At 63.0% G+C, this 20,256-nt stretch carries 21 protein-coding genes; 5 read left to right on the top strand and 16 right to left on the bottom strand.

Features of this window, described 5'->3' with window-relative positions:
- The 14 genes from dnaK to RCH10_RS13055 form a co-directional block, all read right to left on the bottom strand.
- Positions 1-1,409: molecular chaperone DnaK (dnaK, locus tag RCH10_RS12990; protein WP_409052679.1), on the bottom strand; the 1,409-nt coding region annotated here is incomplete at its 3' end.
- Between the two features lie 94 nt (positions 1,410-1,503).
- Positions 1,504-2,076: a nucleotide exchange factor GrpE gene (grpE, locus tag RCH10_RS12995; protein WP_323498138.1), complete on the bottom strand. Its 573-nt coding sequence runs from the start codon at positions 2,074-2,076 to the stop codon at positions 1,504-1,506.
- A gap of 173 nt (positions 2,077-2,249) precedes the next feature.
- Positions 2,250-2,600 carry an FKBP-type peptidyl-prolyl cis-trans isomerase gene (locus tag RCH10_RS13000; protein ID WP_187051130.1) on the bottom strand — a complete coding sequence of 117 codons (351 nt, stop codon included), beginning with the start codon at positions 2,598-2,600 and terminating at the stop codon, positions 2,250-2,252.
- Between the two features lie 128 nt (positions 2,601-2,728).
- Positions 2,729-3,064 carry a winged helix-turn-helix transcriptional regulator gene (locus RCH10_RS13005; RefSeq protein ID WP_323498137.1) on the bottom strand — a complete coding sequence of 112 codons (336 nt, stop codon included), beginning with the start codon at positions 3,062-3,064 and terminating at the stop codon, positions 2,729-2,731.
- Between the two features lie 157 nt (positions 3,065-3,221).
- Entirely contained in the window at positions 3,222-4,091 is an 870-nt protein-coding gene (asd, locus tag RCH10_RS13010) for an archaetidylserine decarboxylase (RefSeq protein WP_409052680.1), read from the bottom strand.
- 115 nt (positions 4,092-4,206) lie between these two features.
- Positions 4,207-5,274: a lactonase family protein gene (locus RCH10_RS13015; RefSeq protein ID WP_409052681.1), complete on the bottom strand. Its 1,068-nt coding sequence runs from the start codon at positions 5,272-5,274 to the stop codon at positions 4,207-4,209.
- Between the two features lie 11 nt (positions 5,275-5,285).
- Positions 5,286-6,638 (bottom strand): TRAP transporter large permease, encoded by a 1,353-nt coding sequence (locus RCH10_RS13020; protein ID WP_409052682.1) that lies wholly within the window; start codon positions 6,636-6,638, stop codon positions 5,286-5,288.
- Complete coding sequence (locus tag RCH10_RS13025) at positions 6,629-7,126, bottom strand: TRAP transporter small permease (protein WP_409052683.1); 498 nt, start codon at positions 7,124-7,126, stop codon at positions 6,629-6,631. The genes RCH10_RS13020 and RCH10_RS13025 overlap by 10 nt, the downstream gene beginning before the upstream one ends.
- A 22-nt stretch (positions 7,127-7,148) precedes the next feature.
- Positions 7,149-8,132, bottom strand: a complete 984-nt coding sequence (locus RCH10_RS13030; protein WP_323498131.1) for a TRAP transporter substrate-binding protein — start codon at positions 8,130-8,132, stop codon at positions 7,149-7,151.
- 95 nt (positions 8,133-8,227) lie between these two features.
- On the bottom strand, positions 8,228-9,034 hold the full coding sequence (locus tag RCH10_RS13035; RefSeq protein ID WP_409052684.1) for an NAD-dependent epimerase/dehydratase family protein: 807 nt from the start codon (positions 9,032-9,034) through the stop codon (positions 8,228-8,230).
- Positions 9,035-9,047: 13 nt separating this feature from the next.
- Positions 9,048-9,845 carry a transporter substrate-binding domain-containing protein gene (locus RCH10_RS13040; RefSeq protein ID WP_409052685.1) on the bottom strand — a complete coding sequence of 266 codons (798 nt, stop codon included), beginning with the start codon at positions 9,843-9,845 and terminating at the stop codon, positions 9,048-9,050.
- 61 nt (positions 9,846-9,906) lie between these two features.
- Entirely contained in the window at positions 9,907-10,635 is a 729-nt protein-coding gene (locus tag RCH10_RS13045; protein ID WP_187051138.1) for an amino acid ABC transporter ATP-binding protein, read from the bottom strand.
- On the bottom strand, positions 10,619-11,272 hold the full coding sequence (locus RCH10_RS13050; RefSeq protein WP_323498146.1) for an amino acid ABC transporter permease: 654 nt from the start codon (positions 11,270-11,272) through the stop codon (positions 10,619-10,621). Before RCH10_RS13050 ends, RCH10_RS13045 begins: the two co-directional genes overlap by 17 nt.
- Positions 11,273-11,274: 2 nt before the next feature.
- Positions 11,275-12,033, bottom strand: a complete 759-nt coding sequence (locus RCH10_RS13055) for an amino acid ABC transporter permease (RefSeq protein ID WP_187051139.1) — start codon at positions 12,031-12,033, stop codon at positions 11,275-11,277.
- 57 nt (positions 12,034-12,090) lie between these two features.
- Here RCH10_RS13055 and RCH10_RS13060 point away from each other — a divergent pair, with 57 nt between their 5' ends.
- The 4 genes from RCH10_RS13060 (at position 12,091) to RCH10_RS13075 (ending at position 15,330) form a co-directional block, all read left to right on the top strand.
- The gene (locus RCH10_RS13060) at positions 12,091-12,945 is read left to right on the top strand and encodes a FadR/GntR family transcriptional regulator (RefSeq protein ID WP_409052686.1); all 855 of its coding nucleotides are present in this window, start codon (positions 12,091-12,093) and stop codon (positions 12,943-12,945) included.
- Between the two features lie 92 nt (positions 12,946-13,037).
- Entirely contained in the window at positions 13,038-14,027 is a 990-nt protein-coding gene (locus RCH10_RS13065) for a Bug family tripartite tricarboxylate transporter substrate binding protein (RefSeq protein WP_409052687.1), read from the top strand.
- A gap of 17 nt (positions 14,028-14,044) precedes the next feature.
- A complete protein-coding gene (gene kdgD / locus RCH10_RS13070) occupies positions 14,045-14,956 on the top strand; it encodes a 5-dehydro-4-deoxyglucarate dehydratase (RefSeq protein ID WP_409052688.1) in 912 nt (303 codons plus the stop codon).
- Positions 14,953-15,330 (top strand): nuclear transport factor 2 family protein, encoded by a 378-nt coding sequence (locus RCH10_RS13075; RefSeq protein ID WP_409052689.1) that lies wholly within the window; start codon positions 14,953-14,955, stop codon positions 15,328-15,330. The genes kdgD and RCH10_RS13075 overlap by 4 nt, the downstream gene beginning before the upstream one ends.
- 21 nt (positions 15,331-15,351) lie before the next feature.
- Here the strand turns inward: RCH10_RS13075 and RCH10_RS13080 are convergent, their stop codons facing one another.
- Entirely contained in the window at positions 15,352-16,830 is a 1,479-nt protein-coding gene (locus tag RCH10_RS13080) for a glycine betaine ABC transporter substrate-binding protein (protein ID WP_409052857.1), read from the bottom strand.
- Between the two features lie 156 nt (positions 16,831-16,986).
- Between RCH10_RS13080 and RCH10_RS13085 the strand changes: the two genes are divergently transcribed.
- Positions 16,987-18,132: an ROK family protein gene (locus RCH10_RS13085; RefSeq protein WP_409052690.1), complete on the top strand. Its 1,146-nt coding sequence runs from the start codon at positions 16,987-16,989 to the stop codon at positions 18,130-18,132.
- 2 nt (positions 18,133-18,134) lie between these two features.
- Here the strand turns inward: RCH10_RS13085 and RCH10_RS13090 are convergent, their stop codons facing one another.
- A complete protein-coding gene (locus RCH10_RS13090; protein WP_409052691.1) occupies positions 18,135-20,213 on the bottom strand; it encodes an NAD(+) synthase in 2,079 nt (692 codons plus the stop codon).
- Between the last annotated feature and the right edge of the window lie 43 nt (positions 20,214-20,256).

Raw genomic sequence — 20,256 nt, forward strand, 5'->3', positions numbered from 1 at the left:
GTGCCGCGTGCGGCGGACGGGATGCCTTCGAGGTTGAACTCGCCCAGCGCCTTGTTGCCCGAAGCGATCTCGCGTTCGCCCTGGAACACCTTGATGGTCACTGCCGGCTGGTTGTCTTCTGCCGTGGAGAAAGTCTGCGCAAACTTGGTTGGGATGGTCGTGTTCTTCACGATCATCTTGGTCATGACACCGCCCATGGTTTCGATGCCGAGCGACAGCGGGGTCACGTCGAGCAGCAACACGTCTTTCCGATCGCCGGAAAGCACCTGGCCCTGGATGGCAGCGCCGACGGCTACGGCTTCATCGGGGTTTACGTCCTTGCGTGGCTCCTTGCCGAAGAACTCCTTGACCTTCTCTTGCACCTTCGGCATGCGGGTCATGCCGCCGACCAGAATGACGTCGTTGATGTCGCTCACGCTGATGCCGGCGTCCTTGATGGCCAGGCGGCACGGCGCGATGGTGCGTTCGATCAGCTCATCGACCAGGCTTTCGAGCTTGGCACGGCTGAGCTTGATGTTCAGGTGCTTTGGGCCCGATGCATCGGCCGTCACGTAAGGCAGGTTGATGTCTGTTTGCGCGCCGTTCGACAATTCGATCTTGGCCTTCTCTGCGGCTTCTTTCAAGCGCTGAAGTGCGAGCACGTCCTTGCCCAGATCGACGCCTTGTTCCTTCTTGAACTCGGCAATGATGTATTCGATGATGCGCTGGTCGAAGTCTTCGCCGCCCAGAAAGGTATCGCCATTGGTGGCGAGCACTTCGAACTGTTTTTCTCCGTCGACGTCGGCAATCTCGATGATCGACACGTCGAAAGTACCGCCACCCAGGTCATACACGGCGATCTTGCGGTCGCCCTTTTCCTGCTTGTCGAGGCCAAAGGCCAAGGCGGCTGCTGTTGGCTCGTTGATGATTCGCTTCACGTCCAGGCCGGCAATGCGACCGGCGTCTTTGGTGGCCTGGCGCTGCGCGTCGTTGAAGTACGCCGGCACCGTGATGACGGCTTCGGTGATCGTTTCGCCAAGGTAGTCTTCAGCGGTTTTCTTCATCTTGCGCAGGATGTCGGCGCTGACTTGCTGAGGCGCCATTTTCTTGCCGCGCACCTCGACCCAGGCGTCGCCGTTGTCGGCCTTGACGATGCTGTAGGGCATCAGGTTGATGTCCTTCTGCACTTCTTTTTCTTCGAACTTGCGGCCGATCAAACGCTTGATCGCGTACAGCGTGTTCTTGGGGTTCGTCACGGCCTGGCGCTTGGCCGAGGCACCGACCAGCACTTCACCGTCTTCCTGGTACGCGACGATCGACGGCGTGGTGCGGGCACCTTCCGAGTTCTCGATCACGCGCGTGGTGTTGCCTTCCATGATCGACACGCACGAGTTGGTGGTGCCGAGGTCGATGCCGATGATTTTGGCCATGTTGAATTTGCTCCTGAGTTCTGAAAAATGGGGTGGTGTGAACTTGTGGATAACCGGCCGCGATTCAAGGTATGAACCGGGGGTTTCCTGTGGATTACTTCGGCGCGGTGACCGTGACCAGCGCCGGGCGCAGCACGCGCTCGTTGATGGTGTAGCCTTTTTGCAGGACGCTGACGACGGTGTTCGGCTCCTGATCTGCCGGCACGACCGAAATGGCCTGGTGCTGGTGCGGATCGAACTTGGTGCCTGCCGGTGGCGCGACCTCGATCACCTTGTTGCGTTCCAGTGCGCTCTTGAGCTGACGCAGCGTCGCTTCGGCGCCTTCGCGGATCTGCTCGGGCGTGACGTCCTTGATCGCCAGGCCGGCTTCGAGGCTGTCGGTTACCGGCAGCAGGCTCTCGGCAAACGCCTCGACGGCAAATTTGCGGGCCTTGGTGATCTCTTCGTCGGCGCGGCGGCGAGCGTTCTGCACGTCGGCCTGCGCGCGAAGGTACTGATCTGACAGCTCAACGTTCTTCGCTTGAAGGGCGACGAGTTCGGCTTGCACCGTGGCCAGCGTGCTCTGGGCATCGGCCTCGTCGGCGAACTGGGCGGCCTCTCGCTCTTCGGGACTCGGGTCGCCTTGCAGCATTTGCGAATTCGGGCCGGATTGTTGTGGATCGGACATGTGATGAAAGGGCGCGAGGCCAAAAAACAAACTAGTGCAGTCCATCTTGGGCTCGCAGAAGGGTTTTTCAAGCGAAAAAATGCGGCCGAAAAGGCCGCGTGCTGGGAAAACCCGCTGGCGCCAGCGTCGACGCTGGAAGCGCAGCTCTGGCCGACCCGTAGGCCGGCACTGGATCAATGCGCGTCGAGCAGTTCGACGTCGAACTTGAGCGTGGCGTTCGGCGGGATTGCACCGCCTGCTCCGCGCGCGCCGTAACCGAGCGCAGCCGGGATGATGAGCGTGCGCTTGCCGCCGATCTTCATGCCGGCAACACCTTCGTCCCAGCCCTTGATAACTTGGCCGGCGCCGAGCGAGAACGCGAAAGCGTCGTTGCGATCGCGGCTCGAATCGAATTTGGCGCCTTGCACGCCGTCGTTGAAGAGCCAGCCGGTGTAGTGCACGTGCACGTGCTGGCCGGCCTTGGCTTCGGCGCCTTCGCCGACGGTGGTGTCTTCGTATTGCAGGCCGGAGGGAGTGGTGGGCATGGTTGCTCCTTGGAACGGTGATCGAGATCGATCGGGTTGATGATCGTTGAGAGAGCGGGTGAGTTTAGCGAAGCTGCAACCGAAGCCAATGACCGAAGCCACGACCGCCTGCGCGCTGCCCTGGATGTTTACTTGCTGGTGATCGGCGGCGCTACCGGCACCTTCTTTATCTGCGTCAACTGCCACTTGCCGGCAAAGGCCTGCAGATCCGACAACCGCTTCAACAGGTCTTGCCCACTGAGCGTGAGGCTGTAGCCCTCGCTGCCGTGGTTCACGATGCCAGCTTCGCGCAGCTCTTTGATGCGGGTGTTCAATGTGTTGGGAGTGATGCCACCAACGCTGTCTTGCAGCAGCCGAAAGGTTTGCGCATGTCCATCGCGGAGCGCCCAGAGAACACGCAAGGCATAGCGAGCCTCGAGCAGCGCAAGCAACTGGCTCACCGCCGCGTTTTCCTTTGTACTCATTGCTTGCTACTCATCGACAACATCTCCTCGGGCGCATTTTTTTAATTGATTTTCCGATCGCGCGATTCGGCCAGTGACTATAGCGAAAGCATCAACCGAGTGCTACAAGTTTTATAGCGACATAGGCATACTACATGCGGCCTGTGGCGCCTAAGCCTCAGATCCGGATGAAATTTGCCATGGCTTCGCCGAGCCTGATCGGCCGGGCTGGCGACCACTCCGGGTTGAACGTCACAGGAGGTTTCGGAAACAGCATCACGACCGTCGAGCCGAGCAAGAAACGGCCCATCTCGTCGCCCTTCTTCAGTGCGACGCGCGGGCTGCTGTCGTTCGCCCCAGTTCCATAGCGCCATTCGCGCAACTCACCCTGCCGCGGCGGATTGATCACGCCGTGCCAGACGGTGGCCATGCTGCCGACGATGGTCGCGCCGACCAGCACAAGCACGAAGGGCCCGCTCGCCGATTCGAAGACACACACCACGCGCTCGTTGCGCGCGAAGAGGCCGGGCACGCCGCGCGCTGTCGTCGGGTTGACGGAGAACAACTCGCCCGGCACGTAGATCATTCGCACCAGTTCGCCGTCGCAGGGCATGTGGATGCGGTGGTAGTCCTTCGGACTCAAGTAGAGCGTGGCGAAGCTGCCGTGCGCGAATTGCGCCGCCAGTGTCGCGTCGCCACCGACCAGCGCGGTGGTTGTGTAGCTATGGCCCTTCGCCTGAAAAATCTGGTCGCCTTCGATTGGGCCGAACTGGCTGATGGCGCCGTCGACCGGTGAGATCAAATCGGCTTGAGCCAGCGGCCGCGCACCAGGCTTGAGCGCCCGGGTGAAAAAGTCGTTGAAGCTCTTGTAGTGGGCGATATCGCTCTCGAGCGCTTCGCCCATGTCCACGCCGTACTTCGCGACGAAACGTCGGATGATCCAGGTCGTGACGGCGCCACGCTCCTTGCCCGCGACCCAGCCGGCAAAATTTGTCAGCGCCAGCTTCGGAAAGAGGTACTGCGGCAGGACAGGAAGGCGATCGGACACAGCGGGGAAGAGGGGTAGCTCTGCAGGTGGCGGGGAGCCGGATTCTATCGAGGCGACTCGGCGCCGCGGCTGCCGTTCGGCATCGGCCTACTCGGCGGCTTGCTCAGCGCGTCGGTCAGGGCAGGTCGACGATCTCGATCCAGTTCGGGTTCTTGCCGACCGGGATGCGCTTCGGCGTGCCCAGTGCGCCGGTGTTGGCGTCGATGGCGTAGACCGAAACGCTGTGCGATTCCTGCCCCGCGGCGATCAGATAGCGCCCGCTCGGATCGATGGCGAAGCCGCGCGGCGTCTTCTCGGTCGGCGTCTGGCCGAGCGGCTGCAGCAAGCCGGTGGACGGGTCTACACGGAACGCCGACAGCGTGCTGGATGTGCGCTCCGAGGCATAGAGATAGCGGCCGTCGGGCGTCAGGTGCAGGTCTGCGGCCCATGGCTTGCCGGCAAATCCCGCAGGCAGGGTGGTCGTGCTCTGCAACAGCTTGAGCGTGCCGCCCGCGCTTTCCCATGCATACACGTGCAGGGCAGCGTCGAGTTCGTCGACCAGATAAACGAAGCGCTGCGCCTTGTCCCAGACGAAGTGGCGCGGCCCCGACTTTGGCTGGGCGCCGGTGAGCGGCGGGTCGTTCGGCGACAACTTGCCGGAGGCCGCGTCGAAGCGCCAGCTCGACACGTTGTCGCCGCCCAGGCTGGTCGCCAGCACGAAGCGGTTGGTCGAATCGGCGTGGATCGCATGCGCGTTCGGCGCGGTCGGGATCAACTGCTGGATCGCACCGACGCTGCCTTCCTTGTCGATGGCGTTGACCGTGATCTTGTGGCCCGGATAGGAGGCCGCGAACAACCATTTTCCTGTGGCATCGGTATCGATGTTGGCCATGCTGTCTGCCAGTGGCGCTTCGCCGAGCTTCTTCAACTTGCCGCTGGCACCGTCGATTGCAAAGCTCACGACGCGATAGGGCTGCGAGCGCAACGCGGCATACAAGAAGCGCTTGTCGGGGCTTACCGCCATCGGCATCACCTGGCCACCGACATTCACCGTTTCGACCGGCTTGAGAACGCCCAGATCCCGGTCGAGTTCGAGCACCGAGATGTCCTGGCTATCGGCGTTGGACACGTAGACCCAGGTCGTAGCCAAAGCCGGCGAGGCAGAAAGAGTTGCAAGCGCCATAACTGTCAGAATCTTTTTCATGGTGGGCGCTTTCACAGCACCACGTGCCCTGTGATCAGCGACGGTTGCCAGGTCGAGAACGCCGGCACGTAGGTCACCAGCGTGATGGCGATGAAGATGGCGAGGTAGTACGGCCAGGCCGTCTTGGTGGCCTCGCCGATCGATATCTTTCCGATCGCGCAGCCGATGAACTGCACCGTCCCTACCGGTGGATGCACCAGCCCCAGCGCGCAGTTGAGCAGCAGCATCATCCCGAACTGAACCGGACCCACACCCATCTGGATGGCCAGTGGCAGGAACAGCGGCGTCGTGATCAGGATGTGCGCCGCCATGTCCAGGAAGATCCCCAGAAAGATCTGGATGATGTTGATGTACAGCAGCATCAGCCAAGGCGTCGTGGTCGCGGCAAGCAGCGCGGCCTCGATGGTGTCCGGAATTTCCAGGTACGCCATCTGGTAGCGCAGCATGTTCGACACGCCGATCAGCAGCAGGATCACGCCCGTCGTCTTCGATGCTTTGGCCAGCGACTTGAAGAGCTTTTGCTTGGTCATCGTGCGGTAGATGACCACCGTGAGCAGTAGCGAATAAGTGACCGCGATGGCAGCCGCCTCCGTTGCAGTCGCGATCCCTTCCATCACGCACACCAGGATGATGACGATCACCATCAGGCCCGGAATCGACGCGATAAAGGTGCGCAGCACCGCGTTCCAGCCGGGAAAGCGCTCGATCATCGTGGAGCCGTCGGGCCGCCGAGGAAAGCCGTATTTGGCGGCTTGCCAGTAGGCTGCGACCAGCATGCACACCATGATCCAGAACACCGGTATCAGGCCGGCGAACATCAGGTCGCCGATCGACACGCCCTTGATGGTGTGGCCGCCGATCGTGCCCACCGCCGCTTGCGCTGCAAAGGCATAGATGATCATGTTGTGCGACGTCGGCATCAGCGCGCCGGAGAGCGATGCGTGCGTGGTCACGTTGACGGCATAGGCCGCGCTGTAGCCCTCGCGCTTCATGATCGGGATCATCACGCCACCCATGGCGGACGTGTCTGCCACCGGCGAGCCGGAGACGCCGCCGAACAGCGTCGACGCCACCACGTTCGCGAGGCCGAGGCCACCCTTCCAGTGGCCGACCAAGCTGCGCGCGAAGGCGACGATCTTGTCGGCGATGCCGCCGTGCAGCATCAACTCCCCGGAAAAGATGAAGAACGGTATCGCCAGGAACGAGAACACGTTCATGCCCGACACCATCATCTGGATGGCGGTTTCGAAGGGCAGGCCTTCGAAGGCGAAGGTCAAGAGGCAGCTCAACCCGATCGCAAAAGCGACCGGCATGCCGAGCAGCAAAAAGACGATGAAGCTGAGTGAAAGAAGCGTCAGTGCCATGATGGGACCACTTCGTGGCCGGTGAACTGGGACGCCAGGTGTTCGATCGAAAAGAGCGTGATGAGCACGCCTGCGATGAGCACCGGCAAATAGCGATAAGCCTCGGACAAGCCGAGCGTAGGAATGGTCGCGTCGTGGGTCGAGATGGCCATCTCCATGCCGCCTGCGAACAGCGCAATGGCGAAGGCAATGGTCAGCACGTAGACCACGCATTTGCACCAGAACTGCACCGTCTTGGGCAGCGCCTTGACCAGCGAGTCGAGGCCGATGTGCCCCGCGTCGCGCACGCCGGCGGAGGCGCCGAACATGGCGACCGAGATCACCAGCAACAGCGCGACCTGCTCGACGTAGGCCGGCGCGTTGTTGAAGACGTAGCGCAGCACCACGCCGTAGACGACCACGCCGAGCAGGCCGACCAGGCACACGCAGGCGAGGTACATCGTCCAGCGCGAGAGCTTCGCGTTGACGCGGGACAGCATCGTTGTCATTGCAGTCGCCTTTGAAGTCGCATCACTTGGTGTTGATGATTTCCTGCACCAGCGCCTTCAACTCGGGCGTGGACGCAAATTTGTCGTACACCGGCTTCTCGACTTCGACGAAGCCCTTGCGGTCGATGTCGGCTGCGGCGGTAATCTTGGCGCCGCCCTTGATGACAGCCGCCTTGGCGTCTTTCTCGCGCGGCTCCCACAGCTTCACGTAGAAAGGAACCGAGTCTTTCGCGGCCTTGCGGATGGCGGCCTGCTGCTCTTTGGGAAGCGTGTCCCAGATCTTCTTGGAGAACACCAGCACTTCGGGCGTCATGACGTGCATGGTCTCCGAGTAGTAGGGCGCTGCTTCGAAGTGCTTAGCTTCTTCGTACGACGGGTAGTTGTTCTCTGCGGCGTCGACCAGGCCGGTCTTCAGGCCGGTGTAGACCTCGGCGATCGGCATCGGCGTGGGCGACGCACCCATCGAGCTCACCATGCTGACCATCAGGTCGGAGGGCTGCACGCGGATCTTCAAGCCCTTCATGTCGGCGACGTTCTTGATCGGCTTCTTGGCGTAGACCGAACGCGCGCCGCTCTCGTAGAAGGCCAGTCCGATGAAGCCGGCCTTGTCGAACGCGGCGAGCACCTTGTCGCCGGCCGGACCGTACATCGCCTTGCGGAAATGTTCGATGTCGCGGAACAGGAACGGCAGCGACGGCACGACCGACTCCGGCACGATGCCGTGGAACGAGGCCGAGCTCACGCGCACCATGTCGAGCGCGCCGATCTTGACCTGCTCGACAGTGTCTTTCTCCGAACCCAGCGAGCTGTCCGCGAAGATCTTGATGCTGTCCTTGCCACCGCTGGCCTTCGACAATTCTTCGCCCATGAACATCACGGCCTGGTTGGTCGGGAAGTCCTTGGCGTGCACCTCGGCCGAGCGAAATGTGCGGGCCGTCGCACTGGTCGTCAGCGCGAAAAGGCCGATCGCGATCAGGCCAGAGAGGGTTTTGAGTTTCGGTGTCATGGTGTCTCCTCGGATTGAAAGTAGGGGGGATGGAACTTCGAAAAAAATGCAGGGTCAGTCGACTGCGGGCGGCGCGAACATCAGGCCGGCCCGGCTCAGTCGCCGAACGGGCCTTGGGCCGTGAAGCCGCCGCCCTGGTAGATGGCGTTGGGGTCGGTCGGCGCGACCGGCGGTTGCGCCTCGACCTTGGCGCGGAACTGCTCAGAACTGTCTTGCGGTACGTAGCCCAGGTGCGCGGCAGCGCTGTTGTCCCACCACACGTCGCGGTTGGCCGACACGCCATAGACGATGGTGTGCTTCACATCGGAGGTGAAGAGGGATTTCTCGACCAGCGTCGTCAGGTCGCGAAAGCTCAGCCAGGTGCTCATCATGCGGCGGTTCAGCGGCTCGGGAAACGACGAGCCGATGCGGATGCTCACCGTCTCGATGCCGTAGCGGTCGAAGTAGAACTGCGCCACGTCTTCGCCAAAAGACTTCGACAAGCCGTAGTAGCCGTCGGGCCGTTTCTGTGCGCCAGCGTCGATCGTTTCGGTCTGCTTGTGAAAGCCGATGACATGATTCGAACTGGCGAACACGATGCGTTTGGCGGTGTGTCGACGAGCCGCTTCATAGAGATGAAAGACGCCCTTGATGTTGGCTTCCAGCACTTCTTCGAAGGGTCGTTCGACCGACACGCCGCCCAGATGCACGACTGCGTCGCAGCCAGCCACCAGTGCATCGACCGCCGCCTTGTCGCCCAGGTCGCAAGGCACTACTTCTTCATGCGCGCCCTCAGCGGCCGCCATTCCGGCGATGTCGGACAAACGCAGCACATCGGTGGACGGTTTCAGCGAGTCGCGCAGCACTTTGCCGAGACCGCCCGCAGCACCGGTCAAGAGCAAGCGCCCCAATTTGTTTGACATGATTACCTGGTCCTTACGCTGGCTTGAACACCGTGGTCGGCAGATCGCGACCGTGGTATTTCTTGTAGATGGCGTTGAGCTTGCCGTTCTTGATATTGGTCGTGACCCAGCCATCGATCCATTCCTTCAATTTCGGTTCGCCCTTGTTCATGGTGACGCCCAGGCCCGAGTCGAGCTGCGAGAACTTCATTTCGAAGTTCTTGCCAGGTGCGCGCTTGTTGATCTCGCCCATGTTCGATGGGGTGCTCGAGAAGATATCGACCTGGCCCGTGACCACCGACGTGATCAGCGTCGCATCGTCTTCGTAACGCATGATTTCTGCGCCCTTGGCCTCCCGCGTCGTGATGGTGTCATTGGTCGTTGCACGCGTCAGGCCGACGCGCTTGCCATTCAGGTCGGCGTAATTGGCGATCTTCATGTCCTTTGGCGCTGAAACCAGAATGGTGATGGCCGAGTAGGGGACCGAAAAGTCCACCACCTTGGCACGCTCTTCGGTGATCGAAAGGGCCGAAATCACGACGTCAGCGCGTCGCGCCTGCAGCGTCGGAATGCGTGCAGCGGTGGTGATCGGCACGATCTCCAGCTTCACGCCCAGGTCTTTGGCGAGCTCTGCCGCGGCGTCCACGTCGGAGCCGGTCGGCTGCATGTTGGCATCGGTGTAGCTGAAGAGCGGCGTTCCGATGGCGATCGCCACGCGGATCGTGCCGGCCTTCTTGATGTCGTCGAACTGGTCGGCGAGTGCGGCTTGGGTGATGCCGGCCAGCATCAGGGCGGCGAGGGCAGTGCGGGCGAAAGTGCTTGTCGATTTCATAGTGTCTCCTTGGGGTTCGCGGAAAAGATGAGTGAAGAAGTGGGCGACCGAGCGGTTGCCGTTAAAGACCGTTGTCGAGAAAGGCGCGCAGTTCGGGTGTCTTCGGCGAATCGAGCATGCTGCCCTCGCCGGTTTCCCAGACACGGCCCTGGTGCATGTAGATGATGCGGTCGGCCACGCGCTTGGCGAAGGCCATTTCGTGCGTCACCAGCAGCATGGTCATGCCGCCGGCCGCGAGGTCTTCCATCACCCGCAGCACTTCGCCGGTGAGCTGTGGATCGAGTGCCGAAGTGACTTCGTCGAACAGCATGACCTTGGGCGACATGGCGAGCGAGCGGGCGATGGCTACGCGCTGCTGCTGGCCGCCCGAAAGCTGCTCGGGATACGCATCGGCCTTCTCGCGCAGGCCCACCTGATCGAGCACGCGCAGCGTGACCTGGTGCGCTTCGGCGCGCGACTGCTTCTTCACGTGGCGCAGCGCCAGCATGATGTTTTCTTCGACTGTGAGATGCGGAAAGAGGTTGTAGCTCTGGAACACGATTCCGACTTCGAGCCGCAAGCGTTTGAGGTCCACAGAAGGGCTGTCGACGCGGATGCCGGCCACTTCGATGGTGCCCTTGTCGATTTTCTCCAGCCGGTCGATGCAGCGCAGCGCAGTGCTCTTGCCCGAGCCGCTGGCGCCGATGATGGCGATCATTTCGCCCTTGGCGACTTCGAAAGAAACACCCTTCAGCACCTGGTTCGAGCCGAAGCTCTTGTAGACGTCGTGAAGACTAACGATTGGCGACATTGAGCTTGTTCTCCATGGCTTCGCTCCAGCGCGACAGCGGGTAACACAGGGCGAAATAGAACACGCCGACCAGGCTGAAAATCAGGAATGGCTGAAAGATCGTGTTGTTGATGATCTGCCCCGCACGCGTGAGCTCGACGAAGCCGATGACCGACGCCAGCGAAGTCATCTTGATGATTTGCACCAGGAAGCCGACGGTCGGTGGCAACGACAAACGCACCGCCTGAGGAATGATCACGAGGCGCAGCGTTTGCCAGCGCGAGAACGCCAGGCATTCGGAGGCTTCCCATTGCGGCTTGGGCATGGCGTCGATGCAGCCGCGCCAGATGTCGCCGAGGTAGGCGGCGACATAAATCATCATCGCCAAGCCGGCTGCGATCAGCGAGGGCAGCGAGTAGCCGTACACCGACAGGCCGAAGTACACGATGAACAGCAGGATCAGCAGTGGAATGCCCTGAATGCATTCGATGTAGACGATGGCCAGCCAGCGCAACCACGGCCGCGGCGATATGCGCGCCAGCATCACGCCGAAGCCGCCGATGGCACCGAGCACGAAAGCCAGTGCCGACAGCACCAGCGTCCACCCGATCGAGTTGATCAGGTAGAAAAGGTGGACGAGGGTGAAGCTGCCGAACATGGTCATGCCGCTCCGCCGTGGCTCGCCACGTTGGCTTGGGTGGTGTCGATGAGCGCACGAGCGCCATTTGCGCTCCGCGCAGCCGCCTTGCGCAGCACGCGACGGCGACGGAACAAGTACTCGCCCAGCACGCTGGTGATGAGCTTGATGATCAGCGACAGTACGAGGTAAAGCGCAGCCACCACGATGTACGTTTCAAGCGAGCGGAACGTGTCCGACTGCACGGTGTTGGCGATGGCGGTGAGTTCTTCCGCCGAGATTTGGGAGGCCATCGCCGACGCCTGCATCATCAAAAGGAACTGGCTGGTGAGGGCGGGGTACACCTTCTCGATCGACGGCTGCAGCATCACGTGCCAACCGATGCGCCACTTCGACAAACCCAGACATTCGGCCGCTTCGATTTGTCCGGGCGGGATGGATTCGAGCCCGGCGCGGATGATCTCCGCGGCGTAGGCGCCGATGTTGATCGTCATCGCCAGTACGGCCGCGACAAAGGTCGGCATGCGCACGCCAACGCTGGCGAGCCCGAAGTACAGCAGGAAGATCTGAACGAGAAAAGGCGTGTTGCGTACCGCCTCGATGTAGGCAGAGCAAAGGCGAGAGAGCGGTTTGATCTTGCTGCGCTTGGCGAAGGCGACTGCAGTTCCCAATGCCACGCCCACGATCACGGCGAGCGCGGTCATCTTGAGCGTGAGCCAGGCTCCGTTCAGGAAAACCGGCCAGTAGCTGAGCAAGGGAGTGAAATCGAGCGCGTACTTCATCAAAGTAAGGGTTGTTATCGGTTGTCGTACAACATTTGCACGGATTATCATGGCCGCATGAGCCAAACCACTGCGGGAAATCCCTTGCTACACGGTGCTTCATCATCGGATGTGGGCGACACGGCGAAGGCTGCGGCCTTTGTCGGGCGCCCGCGCATCAAGGGGCGCGGGCTGGCGCACGGGCTGGTCGACGATCTGGCACAAAAGATCCAGGCGCAGACGCTGCGGCCGGGCGACAAACTGCCGACCGAGTCGGCCATCATGCAGGCTTACGGTGTGAGTCGCACCGTCGTGCGGGAGGCCTTGTCCAAGTTGCAGGCGGGTGGCCTGGTCGAGACGCACCACGGTGTCGGCACCTTCGTCCTGCAGCCCAAGTCGGGCGGCATGTTCCGACTCGATCCAGCAGAACTCGCAACCTCGATCGACGTGCTGGCCGTGCTCGAATTGCGCATCAGCCTGGAGACTGGTTCCGCCGGGTTGGCGGCCACGCGTTGCACCGAGGAAGACCTTTTGGCCATGCGTCAGGCGCTCGACGAATTCGAGCACAACGTGCGGGTGTCGGGTGACACCGTGGCGCCCGACCTGCGCTTTCATCTGCGCATCGCGCAGGCGACGGGCAACCCGTATTTCGCGGACATCATGAGCCACCTCGGCACCTCGATTTTTCCGCGCACTCGGATCAGCGCGCTGGTCGATGTCGATCGGCGCAGCGAGTATTTGAGTCGCGTCAACCGCGAGCACGAAGAGATCTACCAGGCCATCGCGCGCGGCGATGCCGAATCTGCACGTGCCGCGATGCGAATCCATCTGACCAACAGCCGGGAGAGGCTGCGCCGCGCGCAGGACGCGGCCCGATCGGCAGCGGTCGGCAAGCTGGCGGACAAGCCCGAGCCAACGACGCCGGTCGCATGACTTCCGGGTAAACCGGGAGAGACACACATCGACGCAGGTTGTACGATGACCGATCACACAGTTATCGACTGAGTTATCGACTGGAGATGGACATGGCAATCAAGCGGCGTGAATGGATGCTCGGCACCCTCGGCGGGGTCATTGGCGGTGGACTTCTGTCTGCGAGCGGTGCAAACGCAGCCGACGCCGCATGGCCTTCCAAACCTATCAAGATCATCGTGCCGTACCCGCCTGGCGGCTCATCGGACATCATCGCGCGCTCCATCAGCCAGCCGTTGTCGGAAGCGTTGAAGCAAACGGTGCTGGTCGAGAACAGGTCTGGCGCCAACGGCAACCTCGGCGCCGATTTCGTTGCCAAGTCGGCACCCGACGGCTACACCTTGCTGCTATGCGATGTCGGCGCGCTGGCGATCAGCCCGTCTGTCTACGCCAAGCTGGCCTTCGATCCGTCGAAAGACCTGAGCGGCGTCACGATGCTGGCGTATTCGCCGCACTTGCTGGTCGTGCATCCGTCGGTGCCGGCCAACAACCTGAAGGAACTCGTCGCGCTTTCGAAAAAGTCCGATCTCAACTTCGCGGTCACCGCCACGGGCAGCGCGCCGCATCTGGCGGGCGTCGCGCTGGAGCGCGCCGTCGGCGCCCGCTGGCAATACGTACCTTACAAGGGCGGCGTGCAGGCGATTCAAGACACCGTGGGCGGCCAGACTCAGATTCTCATGAACGGCATGCTCGCCACGCTGCCGCAGGTGCAGTCGGGCAAGCTCAAGATCCTCGGCGTGTCGAAGGCCACGCGCATGCCGTTGATCGGCGACGTGCCGACCATCGCCGAGCAGGGCGTTCCCGGCTATGAATCCGGCACCTGGCAAGGCGTGCTGGTGTCGCGCGGCACACCCGACGCGATCGTGCAGCGGCTCAACAAGGAACTGGTTTCCATCATTCGCTCGGCCGACATCCGCTCGCGCCTCGCTGGTCAGGGCGCCGAAGTCGTGACGATGACTTCGGTCGACCAGGACAAGTTCTTCAACAAGGAACGCGCGCGCTGGGCCCAGGTCGTCACCGACGCCAACATCAAGATCGATTGATCCATCCACCTGTCTCAATGAACCCGCAAGAACTCAAAACCATCATGGGCTCCGGCCTGCTGTCGTTCCCGTTGACCGACTTCGACAGCCACGGCGACTTCCACAAGGAGGGCTACCAGAAGCGCCTCGAATGGCTGGCACCGTATGGCGCGACCGCGTTGTTCGCAGCCGGCGGCACGGGCGAGTTCTTCTCACTCACCGGCGAGGAGTACCCCGGCATCGTCCAGACGGCCGTCGACACCTGCCGCGGCGTAGTACCGATCATTGCCGGCGCCGGTGGTCCGACGCGCTTCGCGATCCAGTGCGCACAAGCCGCTGAAAAGGCCGGCGCGCACGGCATCCTGTTGCTGCCGCACTACCTGACCGAAGCAGGACAAGAAGGTCTGGCCGCGCACGTCGAAGCGGTCTGCAAGAGCGTGAAATTCGGCGTCATCGTCTACAACCGCGCGTCCAGCCGGCTGAAGCCTGAGACGCTCGCAGGCCTGGCCGAGCGCAACCCGAACCTCGTCGGCTTCAAGGACGGCGTCGGCGACATCGAAGCCATGGTTGCGATCTACCAGCGCATGGGTGATCGCTTCGCCTACCTCGGCGGCTTGCCGACGGCGGAGGTCTATGCCGCGGCCTACAAAGCGATGGGCACGCCCGTCTATTCGTCGGCAGTCTTCAACTTCATCCCCAAGACGGCCGTGCAGTTCTACGAAGCCGTGCGCGACGACGACATGGCGACGCAGCATCGATTGCTCAAAGACTTCTTCATGCCGTACCTGGAGATCCGGAATCGCATGCCCGGTTACGCCGTGAGCATCGTCAAGGCGGGCGCGACCATCGTCGGCCACAGCGCCGGCCCGGTGCGTCCACCACTCACCGATCTCAAGCCCCAAGAGATGGAAATGCTGAAGGCGTTGATCGACAAGTTGGGCCCGCAATGAATACCGATGCACCAGCAGCAGTCACCGCACTCGTCGAGCGCCTCCGGCTCGCGATGATTTCGCCGAGCGCTACCGCACTGGCCGACTTGTTCGCCGACGACTTGAGCTACGGCCACTCCGACGGCAAGCTCGACACCAAGGCGAGCATCTCCGGCAGCTTGCTCGACGGCAGTTCCGATTTCACGACCATCGATATTTCGGAGCAAACGGTGAGCGTGAACGGCGATGTCGCCATCGTGCGTCACCGCCTTGTCGCCGACACCAACGACTCGGGTCGACCTGGCCACGTCAAGCTCAAGATCCTTCTGGTGTGGCAGCGGCAAGACGGCGAGTGGCACTTGCTGGCGCGACAGGCGGTACGCGTCGCGGCATGAACCTGCCGCGGAAAGAAAACGTTAGCGACGCCCCCGCCGCACTAGCCATTCGATCGTCTCGAAGATCGCCTCACTGACCAGCGCGAGCGCCGCGGCGGGCAACGCGCCGGCCACGAGCAAGGCCCGATCGTTGAGCGCCAGCCCGGTCACGATGCGCTCTCCGTAACCCCCCGCGCCGATGAATGCAGCGATCGTTGCCGTGCCGATCGCAATCGTGGTCGCGGTGCGCACTCCGGCTATCAGCGTCGGTAATGCCAGTGGCAGCAAGACGAGCCGCATGCTTTGCGCATGCGTCATTCCCAGAGCGGTGCCGGCCTGGCGCACGCCTTCGGGCACTTCGGTCAAACCCGTCACCGTGTTGCGCATGATCGGCAACAACGAGTAAAGCGTGAGCGCGATCAGCGCCGGCAACGTGCCGATCGAACCGATGAGCGAGATCAGCACCGCCAGCAATGCGAGCGACGGCACGGTCTGCAGCAAGCCCGAGAGGCCGAGCACCACGGCGCGCAGTCGCACGAAGGGAAACACGACGACGGCCAGCGGCACCGCGATCAACAACGCCAGCCCGACCGAGACACCGACCAGCAGCAGGTGCTGGCGCGTGAGCCGCCACAGGTCGGGTCCGAACAGCTTGGCCATGAAGCCGCGCTCGGCCGTATCGCCCTTGCCGCCCGAGAGAAAGTCGCGCGCGATCACGTCGAAGCCGGCGCCTTGCAACTCGGCGCGCGCGTTCATCGCGATCATGGCGCGCTCGTCGATGCGGCCTTGCAGCTTTTCGATCGCGGCCCAGGCCTTGGCAGAGCGCGTGGGCACGTCGAGCCGGTACAGCACCACGGCGTCGTAGCGCGGGAAGTAGTTGCGGTCGTCCTGCAGCACGCGCAGGCCGAGGCTGTCGATCTTGGCGTCGGTGGTGTAGATGTCGATGACGTCGACCTGTTGTGCTTTGATCGCGTCGTAGGCAAGACCATGGTCGAGCCCGGTTGGCAACTGCGACAGGCCGTAGGCCGTCGTCAAGCCTTTCCAGCCGTCCGCACGGCCGATGAACTCGTTGGAGAGGCCGAGCCGGAGTTCGGCGTGCTTGGCAAGGTCGCTCAGGTTGCGAATACCGAGCCGGTCGGCGTCGGCCGCGCGCATTGCCAGCGCGTAGCCGTCGTTGAAGCCGAACGGCGCGCCGACGCCGAGACCGAGCGGCGCCAGCGCGGCGCTCATCGCTTCACGCGACATCGGCTTGTCGCTCTTCAGGATTTCGAGCGCGATGGTGCCGGTGTATTCGGCATACATGTCGATGCCGCCGGAGCGCAATGCTTCGTACACGATCGCGGTATTGCCCAGGCCCTGGCGAATGACCGGTGGCGTGCCGGTGAAGGGAGCGGCAGTCTGCGCCACCACCTCGGCCAGGATGTACGACTCGGTGAAGCGCTTGGAGCCGATGCGCAGCGTCTCGTTGACTTGGGCGAATGCGGTCGAGGCGAGCAGGAGGAGCGCCACTGCGGTAGCCATTGCGAGCCGAAGGTGGCGGAGGGGTTGCATCGGCGCAGTGTATCGGCGCCCCAGCGAACGCCGTGCGTCCCCGCGCACGTCACGCCCGATTCCTACAGTCGTTCGTGCGCGTGGCCGATGACAGCGAGCCTGCCATTGCGCAGAGTCCGGACACGCATGAACAAAGCCAAAACGCCTTCTCCCGCCAAGCCGTTGAAAGAAGCCCCAGAGGCCATGACCGAGCCGGTCCCTGCAACTGCCGGCCTGCACGGCACCCGCAACATGCCGTCGGTCATCATCGAAAGCTACAACCTCGAAGTGCGCGACGACGAGGGTTTCATCGGTGATCGCGCCAGCCAGACGGCATTTCGGAAGCTGCTCGATGTCTGGCGCAAGCGCAAGAGCCGGAACGGTGTCGACCCGATGGGCAATGCGCGATCGGCCGATCTCAGCAAGAGCGAGATCGACCAGATGCTGCAGATGAAAGACGCGACCGAGGCCACCGATGCGGTGGAAGGCGCCATTGAAGAATTTGCCGGAGAGCTGGCGGGTGTGATCAAGCGGTACATGCGACAAAAGGCGTGGCAAGGCGTAGAGCGCATCGTCATCGGCGGCGGCTTTCCGGAGAGCGACGTGGGCGAGCGCGCCATCCTGCAAGCTGCGGTGATGCTCGATGCCGACAACGTGCAGGTCGGCCTCGCGCGGCTGCGGCACGAGGTCGACGACGGCGGTTTGTTGGGCTGGGTGCATCTGGCGCCGCCGCGCATGGTGACCGACTACGACGCCATTCTCGCGCTCGATATCGGCGGTACCAACGTGCGTTGCGGCATCGTCGAGCCGCGCTGGAAAAAGGCCAGTGACCTGTCGAAGGCTCGCGTCGTCAAGCGCCAGAAGTGGCGCCATGCCGACGACAACCCGAAGCAGGCCGAACTGGTCGACGGGCTGGTCGCAATGCTCGAAGAAATGATTGCCTACAGCCACAAGAAAGACATCCGGTTGGCGCCTTTCGTCGGCATTGCCTGCCCCGGGATCATCCGGCGGGACGGCTCGATCGCGCGCGGTGCGCAGAACCTGCCGGGCAACTGGGAGCGCGATGACTTCCATCTGCCGACCGCCTTGTGCGAGAAGATTCCGCTGATCGGCGACGAGCCTACCGAGGCGTTGATGCACAACGACGCGGTGGTGCAGGGACTGAGCGAATTGCCCTTCATGCAGGATGTGAAGCGCTGGGCCGTGTTGACCATCGGCACCGGGCTCGGCAATGCAAGCTATCGCAACAAGCGCAAGAACGGGCGCTCGCCCCGGCACCGCGCCGGGTCCTGAACTCACCGCTCCGGCACGCGCGCCAGGTCGGCCATCCACACCTCGGCTTCGGAATCACTCGGCGCGCGCCAATCGCCCCGCGGGGATAACGAGCCGCCCGAGCCGACCTTGGGTCCGTTGGGCACGCACGAGCGCTTGAACTGGCTGGTCTTGAAGAAGCGGTGCAGGAAGGTGCCGAGGTGTTTGCGGATATCACCGATGGCGTACTCGTTGCGCTCTCCCTGCAGCGCATCGGGCCACAGGCCGAGCGTGCGGTCGTGCCACGCGGTGTACGCGAGAAAGGCTACCTTGGTCGGCCTGAATCCGTAGCGCAGCACGTAGTAGAGGTGGAAATCCTGCAGCTCGTACGGGCCGATCGTGTCTTCGGTCTTCTGGCCGGGTTGCGTGCCTTCGGCGCTCGCGGCATCGGTCGGGATCAGCTCCGGGCTCACCTCAGTGTCGAGGATCGCGAGCAGCGTCGCACTGCCTTCGCGCGACAGAAATTCTTGATGCGCGACCCAGTGCACCAGGTGCTTGATGAGCGTCTTCGGCACGCTCGCATTCACGTTGTAGTGCGACATGTGGTCGCCCACGCCGTAGGTGCACCAGCCCAGCGCGAGCTCGCTCAAATCACCGGTGCCGACGACGATGCCGCCGTTGAAATTGGCCAGCCTGAACAGGTGGCTGGTGCGCTCGCCGGCCTGCACGTTCTCGAAGGTGATGTCGTACACCGGCTCGCCCCTGCCGTAAGGATGGCCCAGGTCGGCCAGCATCTGCTTGCAGCTCGGACGGATGTCGATCTCGCGCGCGGTGCAGTCGATGGCGGTCATCAACTGGTGCGCCTGCGCCAGCGTGCGGTCGCTGGTCGCGAAGCCGGGCATGGTGAAGCCGAGGATGTTGGCGCGCGGCAGCTTGAGCCGGTCCATCGCCTGCGCGCAGACCAGCAGCGCGTGGGTCGAGTCGAGCCCACCCGACACGCCGATGACGACCTTGTCGATGTGGCTCGCCTCCAGCCGCTGCACCAGCGACTGCACCTGGATGTTGAAAACCTCGCGGCAACGTTCGTCGAGCGTCGCGGCGTTGGCCGGTACATAGGGGAACCGTTCGACGCTGCGGCGCAGGCCGCCCGGCACGCTGTTGGGCGCCTTCAAGTCGAACTCGATGGTGCGCCAGTCGGCCAGCGCCGCCTTGTGCTTTTGCACCGACACGCCGAAGGTGTTTTGCCGCATGCGTTCGCGCGACAGGCGCTCCAGGTCGACGTCGGCGCTGATGACGTGCGACCGGTTGCTGAAGCGCTCGCTCTCGGCGAGCATCTCGCCGCTTTCGTAGATGAGCGCCTGGCCGTCCCAGGCCAAGTCGGTGGTCGATTCGCCGATGCCGGCGGACGAGTACAAATACGCCGACAGGCAACGCGCCGATTGCGAGCTGACCAGCTGGTGCCGGTAGCTCGACTTGCCAATCGTGATGTTCGATGCCGACAGGTTGACCAGCACCGTGGCGCCCGCGAGCGCCGCGAAGCTCGATGGCGGCAGCGGCACCCACACGTCTTCGCAGATCTCGACATGGATCTTGAGCAGCGGCAGATCGCGCGCATGGAATATCAGCTCCGAACCGAACGGGACCCGCTCGCCGCACACGTCGATATCGGTCGCGAGCGCACTGTCGGCACCGTTGAACTGCCGCCCCTCATAGAACTCGCTGTAGTTGGGCAGATAGGTTTTGGGCACGACGCCGAGCAACCGCCCCCCGGCCACGAGCGCCGCGCAGTTGAACAGGCGATGGTCGACGCGCAGCGGCAGTCCGACGATGGCCACCGCGCCGATGTCGCGCGATGCATCGACCACCGCTTGCAACGCGACCTCGCAGGCTTCGAGCAGGGCGGCCTGATGAAAGAGGTCGTCGCAGGTGTAAGCCGACAGCCCCAGCTCCGGGAACGCGACCAGCGCGGCACCGTCGGCCGCGGCCTGGCGATACATCGCGATGGTCTCGGCGGCGTTGAAAACCGGGTCGGCGATGCGATTGCGCGGCACTGCGACGGCGACCCTCGCGAATCCGTGGGTGTAGGGGTTCAGAAAGGTTTCGAGCGATGCGGTTTCAGCCATGAAGCGCATTGTCTCTTCGAACGGTTCCAGGCGTTCGGCGAGT

Source organism: Variovorax sp. GrIS 2.14, assembly GCF_046115955.1.
Taxonomy (GTDB): domain Bacteria; phylum Pseudomonadota; class Gammaproteobacteria; order Burkholderiales; family Burkholderiaceae_C; genus Variovorax.